Below are 15,252 nucleotides of genomic sequence, written 5' to 3' on the forward strand. Positions count from 1 at the left end.
AAGATTATGCGTCTAATCAGTGACTTAGAGCGCAATCGACCGGGAAACCGGTTTTCACTTTTGCCGATCGCGCTTTAGGGTGCCATCGTGGGCACGAAACGAATCGCATGACCGAGCCAAGCAAACTGCCGCCTTACGACCTGCCGAGCCATCAGCCTGCTGCTGGGGGCATCGCCGCGCGTGCACGCGCCGCAGCCGCCCCGCAATATCTGATGGGACTCAATCCCGAGCAGCGCGACGCGGTGGAAACGCTCGAAGGCCCGGTGCTGGTTCTCGCGGGGGCCGGAACGGGCAAGACCCGGGTGCTAACCTCCCGTATCGCCCATATCCTATCGACGGGACGAGCGCGGCCGGGCGACATCCTCTCCGTCACCTTCACCAACAAGGCGGCGCGTGAGATGAAGCATCGCCTCGGCCAAATGCTTGGCCAGGCCGTTGAAGGCATGCCCTGGCTCGGCACGTTCCACTCCATCGGCGGGCGCATCCTGCGCTACCATGCCGAGCTGGTGCAGCTGAAATCCAACTTCACCGTTCTCGACGTTGACGATCAGATCCGTTTGCTCAAGCAATTGCTTCAGGCGGAAGGCATCGACGACAAGCGATGGCCCGCGCGCATGCTCGCGGGATTGATCGACGGCTGGAAGAACCGTGGTCTTTCACCATCGCAGGTGCCCTCGGGTGAGGCTGCTGTGTTCGGCAACGGCAAAGGCGGCAAGCTCTACACCGCCTACCAGGAGCGCCTGAAAATCCTCAACGCGGCCGACTTCGGCGATCTGCTGCTGGAGAACATCCGACTGTTTCGCGAGCACCCGGATGTGCTGCGCCAGTATCAGCAACGCTTCAGATACATTCTGGTCGACGAGTACCAAGACACCAACGTCGCACAATATCTCTGGCTGCGATTGCTGGCTCAAGCGCCATCCCCCTCACCTCGCGCACGGGCCGTAATCACTGCGCAATCGGCACCGGATGCTGAACCGCTCGCCCCTCAACCGGACGACGACGTCTCCTTATCTGCAGAGACGACAAACGTACGCAGTATCCCCGCGCCTCTGGCTGCGCCCAAGAACATCTGTTGCGTTGGCGACGACGACCAGTCGATCTACGGCTGGCGCGGCGCGGAGGTCGACAACATCCTGCGCTTTGAGCATGACTTCCCCGGCGCGAAGGTTATCCGTCTGGAGCGCAACTATCGCTCGACAGGCCATATCCTCGCGGCTGCCTCACACCTGATCGCGCACAATGAAAGCCGCCTCGGCAAGACATTGCGCACCGAAGATGTCGACGGCGAGAAGGTCACCGTGACCGGCGCATGGGATTCCGAAGAGGAAGCGCGAGGCATCGGCGAAGAGATCGAGCAGCTTCAGCGCAGCGGACAGAAGCTCAATGAGATCGCCATCCTCGTCCGCGCGTCATTCCAGATGCGCGAGTTCGAAGATCGTTTCGTGACACTCGGCCTTCCCTATCGGGTGATCGGCGGCCCGCGGTTCTATGAGCGCGCGGAAATCCGTGACGCCCTCGCTTATCTGCGGGTCATCAACTCGCCGGCCGACGATCTTGCTTTTGAACGCATCGTCAATGTGCCGAAGCGCGGGCTCGGTGATGCCACCGTGCAATTGCTGCACGACATCGGACGCAAACGCCGCGTGCCGTTGACAGAAGCCGCGCGCATGGTCATCGAGACCGATGAATTAAAGCCGAAGGCGCGTGGCAGCCTGCGCGATGTGATCACCAATTTCGACCGATGGCGCGCGCAACGCGACATCGTATCGCATACTCAGTTGGCCGAGATTGTACTGGACGAGTCCGGCTATACCGAGATGTGGCAGAAGGACCGTTCGGCCGATGCCGCGGGCCGCCTCGAAAACCTGAAAGAACTCGTCCGCTCGATGGAGGAGTTCGAGAATCTGCAGGGCTTCCTCGAGCACATTGCTCTCGTCATGGACCGCGAGGGCGGCGCCGATGAAGATGCAGTGTCATTGATGACGCTGCACTCGGCGAAGGGACTTGAATTCGACAACGTCTTCCTGCCCGGCTGGGAAGAAGGCCTGTTTCCGCATCAACGTGCGCTGGATGAACAGGGCCGTGCCGGCCTTGAGGAAGAACGCCGCCTCGCCCACGTCGGCATCACTCGCGCACGTCGCCGTGCGAAACTCTATTTTGCCACCAACAGACGGATCCACGGCTCTTGGTCTACCACCATTCCATCGCGCTTCCTCGATGAGTTGCCGGCGGACAATGTCGAGATCACGGAATCCAAAGGCGGCTCCGGCTGGGGTGGCAGTGGCGGCTATGGGGCATCTCGCTTCGACAACATCGAGTCGTTTGGCTCGACCTACTCGACCCCGGGCTGGCAGCGCGCGCAGGCCAATCGCTCACGCAGCGGCGGCAGCGGCTTTGACGAGACGGGCGCACGCTATGGCGCCGGTCAGCGCGGAGGGATCAGCCGCAAGCCGATGACGATCGAGGGCGAATTGATCGCCAAGTCGACCGGCACCGAGTCCGAATTCTCCTTGGGCGACCGCGTGTTTCATCAAAAGTTCGGTTACGGTCATGTTGCCCGGATCGATGGCAACAAACTCAGCATCGCGTTCGAAAAAGCCGGTGAGAAGAAGGTCGTCGACAGTTTTGTGACGAAAGCATAGGCGCCCCGCAATCGCGGGTGTGCCCTTGTAACGGCACATTCACGCCGCTATGTCTGCAACCCGCCCTTGCATCCGATTGCCCCCTTCATGTCCATTATTACCGTTTCAAATCTGTCGAAGACCTATCCGTCCGGCTTCACAGCGCTGAAGAATATCAATCTCGATATTCAGCGCGGTGAGATCTTCGCTCTGCTGGGCCCGAACGGTGCCGGCAAAACGACCCTGATCAGCGTCATCTGCGGCCTCGCAGTACAGACCGAAGGCACGGTGACGGTCGGCGGCCATGACATCGTGAAGGACTATCGTGCTGCGCGCTCGATGATCGGCCTTGTGCCGCAGGAGCTGCACACCGACGCTTTCGAGAAAGTGAAGAACACGACCGCTTTCAGCCGGGGACTGTTCGGCAAGCCGAAGAATCCCGCACACATCGAGAAAGTGCTGCGCGACCTGTCGTTGTGGGACAAGAAGGACAGTCCGATCATTACGCTTTCGGGTGGCATGAAGCGCCGCGTGATGATTGCCAAGGCGCTCGCGCACGAACCGCAAATCCTGTTCCTCGACGAACCAACGGCCGGCGTCGACGTCGAGTTGCGCAAGGCCATGTGGGAAGTCGTGCGCGAACTTCGCAACGCCGGCGTGACCATCATCCTGACTACGCACTACATCGAAGAAGCGGAAGAGATGGCCGACCGCATCGGCGTCATCAACAAGGGCGAGATCGTTCTGATCGAAGAAAAGACCCGGTTGATGCAGAAGCTCGGCAAGAAGCAGCTCAAGTTGCACCTGTCGCAGAAGCTGGATGCCGTACCGTCCTCGCTCTCCAGCTACCACCTTGAACTTTCGGAGGACAAGGACGAGCTGATTTACACCTACGACACGAAAGGCGACCGCACGGGCATTACCACGCTGCTGAACGACCTTCGTGAGGCGGGCATCTCGTTCAACGACCTCAACACCACACAAAGTTCGCTCGAAGAAATCTTCGTCAGCCTGGTGCACCAATGAACTTCTATGCCATCGCTGCCATCTACAAGTTCGAAATGGCGCGGACCTTCCGCACGCTGCTGCAAAGCGTCGTGTCGCCGGTCATCTCGACATCGCTGTATTTCGTGGTGTTCGGCGCCGCAATCGGCTCGCGCATTACCGAGATCGACGGCGTCGGCTACGGCACCTTCATTGTGCCGGGTCTCATCATGTTGTCCCTACTGACGCAGAGCATCGCCAACGCTTCATTCGGAATCTACTTCCCGAAGTTCACTGGCACGATCTACGAATTGCTCTCGGCACCGGTGTCATCGTTCGAAGCGGTTGTCGGATACGTTGGTGCGGCCGCGACCAAGTCCATCATCCTCGGTCTGATCATCCTTGCGACCGCAGGCTTGTTTGTCCCGCTGAAAATCGCGCATCCCGGCATGATGCTGCTGTTTCTTGTCCTCACCGCGGTGACCTTTAGCCTGTTCGGCTTCATCATCGGCGTCTGGGCCAACGGATTCGAGCAATTGCAGGTCATCCCGCTGCTCGTGATCACGCCGCTGACATTCCTGGGCGGCAGCTTCTATTCGATCCACATGCTGCCGCCGCTTTGGCAAAAGATCACGCTGTTCAACCCGGTAGTTTATCTTGTCAGCGGATTCCGCTGGAGCTTCTTCGAGATCGCCGACGTCAGCGTCGGGTTGAGTCTCGGAATGACGCTCGCATTCCTTGCAGTCTGCATGGTGACGGTTTGGTGGATCTTCCGGACCGGCTATCGGCTCAAGCGCTAGTTGGAAAATATCGCAATCCGACCTGATCACGCCACCGTGATCACGATCACATTCATTCGTCTTAAGTTGAACAGGCGGCATCGGAATGCCTGCCCTGACGTATTTTTCATGGACGCAGCCAGCTTCAGCTTTTAGTGCTCCGCCCAAAGATTTTGGCGTTCCTGTGACGCTGCCTTTTGCAAAATCAACTTCAATCACATCGGAGCTTCGCCATGTGGCTGCTTCTCTTGGTGCCGTTCATCGGCCTGCTCTGGGTTCCATTCTACAACTTCATGGAGCCCTCGCTGTTCGGATTTCCCTTCTTCTACTGGTACCAGCTCGCATGGGTACCAATCACGTCCCTCTTGATCTGGCTCGTTTATCGCCGGGTCGCTCGCGACGAAAACAACTAATCCCACCTGAATTTCCGGAAGGTTCGCCATGAGCGATCAGATCGACTGGACAGCCGCCAGCGTATTCATCGGCTTTTTTCTTCTTGTCACCGTCATGGGCTTCATGGCTTCGCGCTGGAAGCGCGCTGACGCTCCCGCACATCTCGATGAATGGGGTCTTGGTGGACGCCAGTTCGGCACATGGATCACGTGGTTTCTGGTCGGCGGCGATTTCTACACCGCTTACACCGTGATCGCCGTCCCGGCGCTGGTCTACGCCGTCGGTGCCTATGGCTTCTTCGCGCTTCCTTACACGATTATTGTTTATCCGATCGTGTTCGCGATCATGCCGCTGTTGTGGAAAACAGCTCACGCCAACGGCCACGTCACCGCGGCCGATGTTGTAAAAGGAAACTTCAGCTCGCGCGGACTTGAACTCGCGGTCGCCCTGACAGGCATTGTTGCGACCATGCCGTACATCGCCTTGCAGCTCATCGGTATGGGCGCCGTAATCAAGGCCATGGGTCTGACCGGTGAACTGCCGATCGTTGCGGCCTTCATCGTGCTGGCGCTGTATACTTATAGCTCGGGATTACGCGCACCAGCGCTGATCGCATTCGTCAAGGACATCATGATCTATATCGTGGTGCTGGTGGCGGTTGTCATCGTGCCGGCCAAGCTCGGCGGCTATGGTGCCGTCTTCTCGGCCGCAGGCGATGCCTTCGCAGCGAAGGGCGGTGCGACAGGACTGATCCTCAAGCCCGCGCAGATGTTGCCCTATGCAACGCTGGCGCTCGGCTCGGCACTCGCGGCGTTCATGTATCCGCACACGCTGACGGGCATCTTCGCGTCGAAATCCGCCAACACCATCCGCAAGAATGCCATCCTGCTGCCGGCTTATACGCTGCTGCTGGGTCTCATTGCCCTGCTCGGCTATATGGCTCACGCAGCTCACATTAAGGTCGCCACGCCGAACGATGTCGTGCCGGAGCTGTTCAAGGCGCTGTTTCCGTCGTGGTTCGCCGGCTTTGCATTCTCCGCGATCGCAATCGGAGCGTTGGTGCCTGCGGCCGTCATGAGCATCGGTGCAGCAAACCTCTTCACTCGCAACATCTGGAAGTCTTACGTCAATCCGTCGATCGATCATGCTGGTGAAGCGAATGTCGCGAAGATCACCTCGCTGGTGGTCAAGGTCGGCGCATTGGCATTCATCCTCTTCCTGCCGACGCAATATGCGCTCGACCTCCAGTTGCTTGGCGGCCTGTGGATTCTCCAGACCTTCCCGTCGCTGGTGTTCGGCTTGTTCACGCGCTGGTTCAGGGCCGGTGGACTGCTGCTCGGCTGGGCCGCCGGTATGATCTGGGGCTCATGGACAGCATGGAGCAACGGGCTGAAACCGCTGGCGACGCTCACTTTCGGTGACACCACGTACACATTCTATGTGGGTCTCGGCGCTGTCATCCTGAACATCGTCGTCGCGGTCATCGCAACCGTAGTGCTGTCCGTCGCATCGCCCCGCTCTCTGGCAAACGCCCGCGGCTAACGATAGCAGCAAACAACAAAAACGGCGCGCTTTCAAAGCGCGCCATTTAGTTTTCGGGGGTCAAAAACCCAACGCCATCATATGCAGTAAATCGTTTTTCTCATCAGTAGTGGCGATAATGACGATGGCGATAGTGACGGTGGCGATAGTGCCGCCCGCTCGGGATACCGAGCACGCCATTTACGCCTCCAACCACTCCGCCGACACCCGCGCCTAAAGCGCCACCGACGGCTCCTCCAACAGGCCCTGCCGCGCGACGACCTTCATAGGTACCCTGCCGCGCTCCGCCCTCAGCACCTCTGATTACGCCTTGAGCGTGCCCGATGCCTGGAAGCGCTATCAACGCTAGGGCCGCTGCGGCAAACGCAAACCGCCGATGTGTCGTGGTGACCATGAATAACATTTCAGCCTTCATTATAAGACATCTCCTGAATGGCCGAACTTCAGCCGTTAATCCAACGTTTCGATGACAGAATAGTTGCGTCAAGTTTGACAAAAACGCCTCATAACGATGGGCAGTCACGCAGTTGCTACCGTCGAAACGTCCATTTCACCGTGAAAGAAGATGCCAAAGAGCCATCTTCCATGCTTTGATGCGCTCTAATCGGGGGGCTGATGACGAGGTATAAGGTATGCGTACCATCCTGTTTCCACTCACCGGTCTGATGCTGTTGATGGCCAGCACAGCGCAAGCAGCTGTGTCGATTGTCGTCGATAAAAGCGCTCAGCAGATGACGGTCTCCGTCGACGGCGTACAACGCTATACTTGGCCGGTGTCGAGCGGAAATCCCTCGCACGAAACACCGAATGGCTCCTTCCGGACATTCCGGATGGAGGAGGATCATTACTCGAAAGAGTTCGACGATGCTCCGATGCCGAACTCGATCTTCTTCACGAAACAAGGCCATGCCATTCACGGCACCGATGCTGTGAACCGGCTCGGCACGCCCGCCTCGCATGGTTGCGTGCGCTTGTCTCGCGCGAACGCGCTCAAGCTCTGGGACCTCGTCAAAACCGAAGGCTTGCTCAACACGACGGTGACATTGACGGGATCATCCCAGGTCGCACTGGCAAGACTTGGACGAGGCCGGACGAATGTTGCCACAACCAATGACGGTGCTGGCTATGACGCAAATGGCCAGCCGCTGCAGATCGTGCCGCAGGATCGGCAGGTTACTTCGGGTGGTTACTACAATGGGGATCCGCGCCAATTAACACCGCGGGATCGGGCTTACTATTACGGTAACAACGATCCCCGCTGGCCGGCACAACAACAGCAACGTGGATACGAGGGCGGCTATTACGAGCAGGATGCTCGCTATCAACGCCCTCAGTACCAATATGCGCCACGTGGTGGGTTCTTCGGTTTCGTCAACTGACAAACCTCATAGCCTCAATTGAAATAAGAATGGCCGGGTTTTCCCCGGCCATTCTTTTTGACGCCTGCGAAGTGCGTCTCCGCTCTGATCAAGCTTGCGGCTAATCCTATTGGTCACCGTCCCTCAACCGGCGCCAGACTGCACCGAGCACATTGGAATAGTCGTCCGTCCAGACACGCTGACCTTCGGTGGCCTCGGTCAGTGCCCATTTGTCATCGGATGCGAGCTTGCCGACATCGGCCTCTTCGCGCGCAGAGACCACGACGTCCGTCGTGAAGATGTACTCGTTGTCGCGTCCGGAATCCTCGTTATAGACCCAGCTTTTCAGATCGTTCTCTTCGGCAATACCGACAACAACGCTTGCCAGATCGAGATGCCGGTTCGACACGTGCATCAGCACCGCACCCTGCGGCGCCAGCTTGGATTTGTAGATCGCCATCGCTTCTTCGGTCGCGAGGTGTACCGGGATCGCGTCCGACGAATACGCATCGACAATGATCAGGTCGTAGGTGCCGTCCTTCTCCTTGGCGAAGGTGAGCCGTGCATCGCCGATCACCGGCTTCATGTCCGGCTCACATGAGCTGATGTAGGTGAAATATTTCGGGTCCTTCGCCGTATCGACCATGGTCTGGTCGATCTCGAAGAACGTCCATTGCTCGCCGGGTGCCGATTGACAGGCCAGCGTGCCGGCACCAAGACCGATGACAGCAACACGGATCGGGCCGCCCTTGCGCTCCCGGATCGCGTCGATGGCGCGCCCAATGCCGCCATCTTTGTGATAGTAGCTGATCGGCTCTGGTCTTCCCTTAACGGGCGTCCCATCATCCTCCAGGAATTTCTCGGCGCCGTGGATCGTCGTCCCGTGCATCAGCACGTGATACTGGCCGTGCGGCGTCACCACGATCTTGTGGACGCCAAAGAAACTCCGCACTGTTTCAACACGTCCCTCATCCGCCGGATAGACACGGATCAGGACCAATCCGAGAGCAACCAGCGCAGCAAGTTTCCAGCGATCCACTTTCATAGGCCACGCCAAAAGTACGGCCAGAACAGCAACAGCACCAACAACCCAGACCCTGTTGGTTTCCAGGTATTCCGTGGTCGTGCCTTGCTGGTAGGCGAACCAGACAAGGATCAATGCTGCAGCGATCGACACGATCCACAAGGCAAGGCTTCCTTGCCTCGCAGTCTCAGAGGGACGGCACAGCGCCGCGAGAGCCAACAGGATCGGATACTCGGCGATCCAGGAGAACGTATAGGGCGCGATCAGGCCAGCGAACAAACCACCGACCATGCCGCCAAACGAGAGTGCGACATAAAAACCAGTGAGATACCTCGCCGCTGGACGTGTGCGCGCCAATTCACCGTGACAAGCCATGGCAATGATGAAGAAACACAACTGATGACCGCCAAGGGTCAGCAGCAGATTCTGCTCGCCCCCGACCGCCAGCAGTACCATCACACCGGCGATGGCCACCGGCTGCAACATCAGCATCCATTTGTGCGGCAATAGCGGACGCGACTGGAACACCAGCACCCATGTCAGAAGATAAAGCGACAGCGGAAGCACCCATAGCAGGGGCGCCGCGGCAACGTCGGTCGAAATGTGCGCGGTCACCGCGATCAGCAGCCCGGATGGCACCGCGGCAAGGAAGATCCAACGCAGCCGTGTCGCCCAGGATGGCGCGGGCGCGTCGCTATCAGCCGCACCAGCGTCTTCCAGTTTGATTTCCGGCGAACGGACCAGGAGAAAGCCGCACGCTGCGATCAAGACGATTAACAGCCCATAACCGTAGGTCCAGATCAGGTTCTGTGTGTGCAGCGTAAACATCGGCTCCAGCAGCATCGGATAGGACAGCAGCGCAAGGAAGCTGCCGATGTTGGACGACGCATAAAGGAAGTACGGATCTGGCCCATCCGGATGACCGGTTCGGACAAACCACGCCTGCAGCATCGGGTTATTGGCCGCCAGGGCAAAGAACGGCAAGCCGATCGACACCGCGAACAATCCAAGCAGCCAGAATGCGTAGCCGCTCGCAGGCGGCTCACCCCATCCGCTCGCAATCGACAGCGGGAGCGTCAACATCGCGACCGCAAGCAGCACGAGATGAATCACGATCGGAATGATCCGACTTTTGATCGTCATCAGGTAGTGCGCATAGGCGTAGCCGCCGAGCAGCAGCGACTGGAAAAACACCATCGCAACCGACCACACGGCAGGCGAACCACCGAGCCGGGGCAACACCATTTTCGTGAAGAGTGGCTGCACCGAAAACAGAAGCAGTGCGCTGGTAAAAATAGCGGCGGTGTAAGTCACCAAAACAAGCGTATGTCTCGCGCCAGAAGACCGGCTCGCAGACTCGGACGAAATCGACGTCATGGAAACTCCGGCAGTGGTCCGGCGTATGGCCGGGTAACAAATCGGACCATAGGGCGTCTTTCTTCGCAATAAAATGCAAATCCCAATGACAAATTTGTCATGCACTGGACTTGTGCAGGCCGGCCACCTTCGTCATGAATCGTCACAAGACTAGCTAGCATTCGACACAGAAAGACCGCCCCGCTCCATGCAGAATTTCGACGCACTGATCATTGGTGCAGGCCACAATGGCCTGACCTGCGCGGCGTACCTCGCCATGAGCGGCTTGCGGGTCAAGGTGGTCGAACGGCGCAAGGTCGTTGGCGGCGCTGCGGTCACGGAGGAATTCCATCCCGGATTCCGCAACTCGGTGGCAGCCTACACCGTCAGCCTGCTCAATCCGAAGGTCATCGCGGACCTGCAGCTGCCTCGGCACGGCTTGAGGATCGTGGAGCGGCGCGCCCAGAATTTCCTGCCGGCCCCCGACGGGCGTTATCTGCTCACTGGCGAAGGACGCACGCATCAATCCGTGGCTAAGCTTAGCGAGCGCGACGCCCTGCAGATCGATGATTTCAATCGCGAGCTGGAAACAATTGCTGACGTGCTGCGGGCGTTCGTCCTGCGGGCGCCGCCCGACCTTGTTGAAGGCTTCAGCCTGCGCACCGTGCGCGAAGCATGGAATGCACTGGGTACCGCCAACATCCTGCGTGGCCTATCGCCGGAGAACCAGCGTGTGCTGCTCGACCTGTTCACGCGATCTGCCGGCGACATGCTGGAGGACCGTTTCGAGACCGATCTGGTGAAAGCGCTGTATGGCTTCGACGCCATCGTCGGTAACTATGCGAGCCCTTATGCAGCCGGCTCAGCCTACGTCATGCTGCATCACGCCTTTGGTGAAGTGAACGGCAGGAAGGGCCTGTGGGGGCACGCCATCGGCGGCATGGGCGCGATCACACAAGCCATGGCTGCCGCTGCCAGGGCGCACGGTGTCGAGATTGAGACTGGCGCAGGCGTGCGCGAGGTGATCGTCGAAGGCGATCGTGCTGTCGGAGCGGTGCTCGACAATGGCGAGACGGTTCGTGCGCGGTATGTGATCTCCAGCGTCAATCCAAAGCTACTCTACACCCGCCTCATCGCGCCCGGTGCGCTTCCGAAACCTTTCCTGGACCGCATCAGAAACTGGCGCGGCGGCTCGGGAACATTCCGGATGAACGTCGCATTGTCGGCGTTACCATCATTCAAGGCTCTTCCGGGCCAATGCGATCATCTCACCTCGGGCATTATTCTCGCGCCAAGTCTCGAATACATGGACCGTGCATGGCTCGATGCACGCCAGCACGGCTGGAGCCGCGAGCCGGTGGTGGAAATGCTGATCCCCTCCACGCTTGACGACTCGCTGGCCCCGAAGGGACTGCATGTCGCCAGCCTGTTCTGTCAGCATGTCGCGCCGCAATTGCCGGAAGGCAAATCGTGGGATGATCACCGCGATGAGGTCGCGGATCTGATGATCGCGACGGTCGACCGCTATGCGCCGGGCTTCGCCGCCAGTGTGATGGGGCGACAGATCCTCTCGCCTCTCGATCTCGAACGCGAGTTTGGGCTCTTGGGCGGCGACATCTTTCATGGCTCGCTCTCGCTCAATCAGCTGTTCTCGGCCCGTCCCATGCTCGGCTACGCTGGATATCGCGGACCGCTGAAGGGTCTCTATCACTGTGGTTCCGGGGCTCATCCCGGCGGCGGTGTGACCGGCGCCCCGGGCCACAACGCCGCGCAGGTGATCCTGAAGGATCATCGCGGATTGTTTGCTTAAGCGCCCTGCTTGGGGTGGACAATCAGTGGACAAGCCTGTGGATATCCCTGTGTATATTCGGTTGAAAACTGATCGGTAGGGCCTCCACAACCCTGTGCAAAAGTCCGGGATAAATATCCGCTAACTCCTGCATAAGACTGTGGACAGGCTGGGGGAAAATAGGCGATGCAGTCAGCAATTTCAGGTATTTGGATCGCCCCGTGACGTCATCATCCCCCTCCCCCGTAACTCAGGCGACCTTCGCGATCGGCGACGAGCACACCGCCAGCCGCATTGTGGATACGATCACCGAGAGCTACCCGGACCACGATCTCGCCATTGCCGCTTTTGAGGCGCCGAGCGGGCGATGGGACATCACCATGCATTTTGCGGAGGCGCCGGACGAGGACATGATCCGCGCGCTGGTGACCCAGGCCGCTGGCGAAGCTGCGGCAAATACCATCGTCTTCGGAACGGTCGAGGCGAAGGACTGGGTGAAGGCAAGCCTCGCCGATCTCGTGCCGGTCCATGCCGGACGTTACATCGTCCACGGCAGCCATGATCGTGATCGCGTGCCCGCCAACAAAATCGGAATCGAGATCGAGGCAGCCTTGGCGTTTGGCACCGGCCACCACGGGACGACCCGCGGGTGCCTCATGCTGCTCAATCAGGTCCTCAACCAATGCACGCCGAAACGCGTGCTCGACCTCGGATCGGGAACGGGTGTGCTCGGCATTGCCGCTGCGCGATCACTGAAGCGGCACATCCTGGCGAGCGATATCGATCCTCGCTCGGTTCTCGTGGCACGCGATAATGCCAGGCTGAATGGTGTGGGAAATCTCGTAGAGACGATCGAAGCAACAGGGTTTCACGCGCCGCAGTTCGCCGCTAATGGCCCGTTTAGCCTCGTGCTGGCGAACATTCTCGCCAATCCCTTACGCAAGCTCGCCCCGTCCCTGGTGAGACATCTCGCGCCGAATGCTTTTGTCATTCTGTCGGGGCTGCTGCCGCATCAGGCCAGCAGCGTTGTCGCCACCTATCGAGGCAATGGGCTGAAACTGATCAAGCGGCTCCAGATCGACGGTTGGAGCAGCCTGCTGATGCAGCGGCGCTAGTGTCCTAAGGCCGATATTATCTGCCTCGGGTCCGCTGTGGCGTCACGTCGGCTTCGGTGTATCCCATATCGACCTGCGCCCGGCGCGCCGCACGGACCTCGCGCTCCAACCGGCTTTTGGCAAAACGGCCCATCACCTGCTTGATGACGCCACGCGACTCCTTAACGGCTGGCGCCTGAACCGGACGCGGCGCCGATGAAATCTTTTCAAACATAAATGCCGGCATGCCCTATCCCCTCGTTATCGAGTTGAAAAACACACCCCTTTGCGTTCCCGCGCGGCTCAGTACTTGAAGTCTTTTTGACGCCATATGTTTCCTGCCGCCCCCTTGTGAAATAATCAAGCATAAGCCGTGCCATACCGGCTGTGCGGTACGCTCAATTGCTCCCTACCCCCCGCGCCCCTAAGGTTGAAAGATGTTCGAAGCTCAATTTCAGACGTTCGAGGACCCTGAAGGGGGCGTGGCGCTGACCGCACGGCTCTCCGCCTTTCGCGAGGAACTGCTGCGGCGGCAACTGACCGGATTTGTAATTCCGCGCTCAGATAGCCAGCAAAACGAATATGTTCCGCCGTCCGACGAGCGCCTCGCGTGGATCTCTGGTTTTACCGGATCGGCAGGACTGGCCATCGTTCTGAGCACCAACGCAGCGGTTTTTGTGGACGGCCGGTACACCTTGCAGGCGGCGAAGCAGGTCGATACCTCGGCTTGGTCGATCCAGCCGTTGGCCGACCCACCACCGGAAACCTGGCTGACAGCGCATCTGAATGCCGGCGACCGCCTCGGTTTTGATCCATGGCTGCACACATCTTCGGCAGCCGAACGTCTCGCCAAGGCTTGCAAGAAAGCCGGCGCAGAACTCGTGCCTGTGGACAGCAATCCGGTCGATGCCGTCTGGACCGAGCGCCCGGCACCACCGCTCGGGCCCGTTAAGGTCCATGGCCTGCAATTCGCCGGTGAAAGCGAGGGCGACAAACTCGCGCGCGTTCGTGCGGAGATCGCCAAGCTCGGCGTCGAAGCACTGGTTCTCTCGGACTCCCATGCGGTGGCGTGGACGTTCAATATCCGCGGAGCCGATGTCGCCCACACGCCTCTCCCCTTGTCCTACGCGCTGGTCCCGAAAGAAGGCCGCGCCACAATCTTCATCGACAGCCGCAAACTCTCGAACAGCGCGCGCGATCATCTGGAAAAGAGCGCGAACGTCGAGGAGCCCGATGCGATGATGCCGCGCCTTGCGGCGCTTTCGCGAACAGGCGCGATGATCGGCCTCGACGCAGCGACAGCGGCGGACGCCTTGAGCCGCATGATTTCAGCGGAAGGCGGCAAGCCGATGCGCGGCACCGATCCGGTCGCGATGCTGAAGGCCATCAAGAACAATGCTGAGATTGCCGGCACCCGCGTGGCCCACCGGCGCGACGGCGCAGCACTGGTGCGCTTTCTCGCCTGGATCGATCGCGAAGCACCGAAAGGCGCACTGACCGAGATCGATGCTGTCGAAGCGCTTGAGACGTTCCGCCGGGAGACCGGCGCTCTAAAGGACGTGTCCTTTCCAACGATCGCGGGCACGGGCCCGAACGGCGCCATTGTCCATTACCGGGTCACGCGCAAATCCAACCGCCGCATCGCGTCGGGCGATCTGCTGCTGATCGATTCCGGCGCTCAGTATGAAGACGGGACAACGGACGTCACACGCACCATCGCGATCGGTGAGCCCACTGATGAGATGCGCGATCGCTTTACCCGTGTGTTGCGCGGGCACATCGCCATCTCCCGCGCCGTGTTTCCGGATGGCGTCACCGGCGCGCAAATCGACGCGTTCGCGCGGCAATTCCTCTGGCACGCAGGCATCGATTTCGATCACGGCACTGGTCACGGCGTCGGAAGCTATCTTTCCGTGCATGAAGGTCCGGCGCGTATCTCCAAGCTCGGGACGACGCCGCTGAAGCGCGGCATGATCCTCTCCAACGAGCCCGGCTATTACAAAACGGACGCCTTCGGCATCCGCATCGAAAACCTGGAGTTGGTGTCTGAGGCCAAAATCGACGGCGCGGAAAAGCCCATGAACGGCTTCGAGACGCTGACCCTCGCCCCCATCGACCGGCGACTGATCAATGCGAAACGCATCAGCATTCGCGAACTGGCGTGGCTCAACGACTATCATGCACGCGTACGCCAGGAGATTGGCCCGCTGGTGGATGACGAAACCAGGATCTGGCTCAACGCCGCGACGGAGCCGATGAGCCACTGAAAGAAAACATTGGACGAAACAAACAATAACAAAGTCCGGACA

At 59.5% G+C, this 15,252-nt stretch carries 12 protein-coding genes; 9 read left to right on the forward strand and 3 right to left on the reverse strand.

Annotation, left to right across the window (positions count from 1 at the left end):
- Window positions 1-107 precede the first annotated feature (107 nt).
- The 5 genes from ACZ5C3_RS21975 (at window position 108) to mctP (ending at window position 6,322) form a co-directional block, all read left to right on the forward strand.
- The gene (locus ACZ5C3_RS21975; protein WP_464033009.1) at window positions 108-2,645 is read left to right on the forward strand and encodes an ATP-dependent helicase; all 2,538 of its coding nucleotides are present in this window, start codon (window positions 108-110) and stop codon (window positions 2,643-2,645) included.
- An 87-nt stretch (window positions 2,646-2,732) separates the two neighbouring features.
- The gene (locus tag ACZ5C3_RS21980; RefSeq protein WP_464033011.1) at window positions 2,733-3,650 is read left to right on the forward strand and encodes an ABC transporter ATP-binding protein; all 918 of its coding nucleotides are present in this window, start codon (window positions 2,733-2,735) and stop codon (window positions 3,648-3,650) included.
- Window positions 3,647-4,408, forward strand: a complete 762-nt coding sequence (locus ACZ5C3_RS21985; protein ID WP_464033013.1) for an ABC transporter permease — start codon at window positions 3,647-3,649, stop codon at window positions 4,406-4,408. Before ACZ5C3_RS21980 ends, ACZ5C3_RS21985 begins: the two co-directional genes overlap by 4 nt.
- Before the next feature lie 212 nt (window positions 4,409-4,620).
- Complete coding sequence (locus tag ACZ5C3_RS21990; protein WP_464033015.1) at window positions 4,621-4,800, forward strand: DUF3311 domain-containing protein; 180 nt, start codon at window positions 4,621-4,623, stop codon at window positions 4,798-4,800.
- A 28-nt stretch (window positions 4,801-4,828) separates the two neighbouring features.
- On the forward strand, window positions 4,829-6,322 hold the full coding sequence (gene mctP, locus ACZ5C3_RS21995; protein ID WP_464033016.1) for a monocarboxylate uptake permease MctP: 1,494 nt from the start codon (window positions 4,829-4,831) through the stop codon (window positions 6,320-6,322).
- 103 nt (window positions 6,323-6,425) lie between these two features.
- Here mctP and ACZ5C3_RS22000 read toward each other — a convergent pair whose 3' ends face one another.
- Window positions 6,426-6,737 (reverse strand): hypothetical protein, encoded by a 312-nt coding sequence (locus ACZ5C3_RS22000; RefSeq protein WP_464033018.1) that lies wholly within the window; start codon window positions 6,735-6,737, stop codon window positions 6,426-6,428.
- A 217-nt stretch (window positions 6,738-6,954) separates the two neighbouring features.
- Between ACZ5C3_RS22000 and ACZ5C3_RS22005 the strand changes: the two genes are divergently transcribed.
- Window positions 6,955-7,701 (forward strand): L,D-transpeptidase, encoded by a 747-nt coding sequence (locus ACZ5C3_RS22005; RefSeq protein ID WP_464033020.1) that lies wholly within the window; start codon window positions 6,955-6,957, stop codon window positions 7,699-7,701.
- Window positions 7,702-7,807: 106 nt separating this feature from the next.
- On the opposite strand, the gene ACZ5C3_RS22010 is transcribed toward ACZ5C3_RS22005, so the two are convergent.
- Window positions 7,808-10,081 (reverse strand): spermidine synthase, encoded by a 2,274-nt coding sequence (locus ACZ5C3_RS22010; protein WP_464033022.1) that lies wholly within the window; start codon window positions 10,079-10,081, stop codon window positions 7,808-7,810.
- 187 nt (window positions 10,082-10,268) lie between these two features.
- On the opposite strand from ACZ5C3_RS22010, the gene ACZ5C3_RS22015 reads away from it, so the two are divergent.
- Window positions 10,269-11,870 carry a phytoene desaturase family protein gene (locus ACZ5C3_RS22015; RefSeq protein ID WP_464033024.1) on the forward strand — a complete coding sequence of 534 codons (1,602 nt, stop codon included), beginning with the start codon at window positions 10,269-10,271 and terminating at the stop codon, window positions 11,868-11,870.
- A 200-nt stretch (window positions 11,871-12,070) separates the two neighbouring features.
- Window positions 12,071-12,964, forward strand: coding sequence for a 50S ribosomal protein L11 methyltransferase (locus tag ACZ5C3_RS22020; protein WP_464033026.1), 894 nt, complete (start codon window positions 12,071-12,073; stop codon window positions 12,962-12,964).
- 16 nt (window positions 12,965-12,980) lie between these two features.
- Here ACZ5C3_RS22020 and ACZ5C3_RS22025 read toward each other — a convergent pair whose 3' ends face one another.
- Complete coding sequence (locus ACZ5C3_RS22025; protein ID WP_464033027.1) at window positions 12,981-13,190, reverse strand: hypothetical protein; 210 nt, start codon at window positions 13,188-13,190, stop codon at window positions 12,981-12,983.
- 190 nt (window positions 13,191-13,380) lie between these two features.
- Here ACZ5C3_RS22025 and ACZ5C3_RS22030 point away from each other — a divergent pair, with 190 nt between their 5' ends.
- Window positions 13,381-15,210 carry an aminopeptidase P family protein gene (locus tag ACZ5C3_RS22030; RefSeq protein ID WP_464033028.1) on the forward strand — a complete coding sequence of 610 codons (1,830 nt, stop codon included), beginning with the start codon at window positions 13,381-13,383 and terminating at the stop codon, window positions 15,208-15,210.
- Window positions 15,211-15,252 lie beyond the last annotated feature (42 nt).

Source organism: Afipia dichlorophenoxyacetatis, from assembly GCF_055386385.1.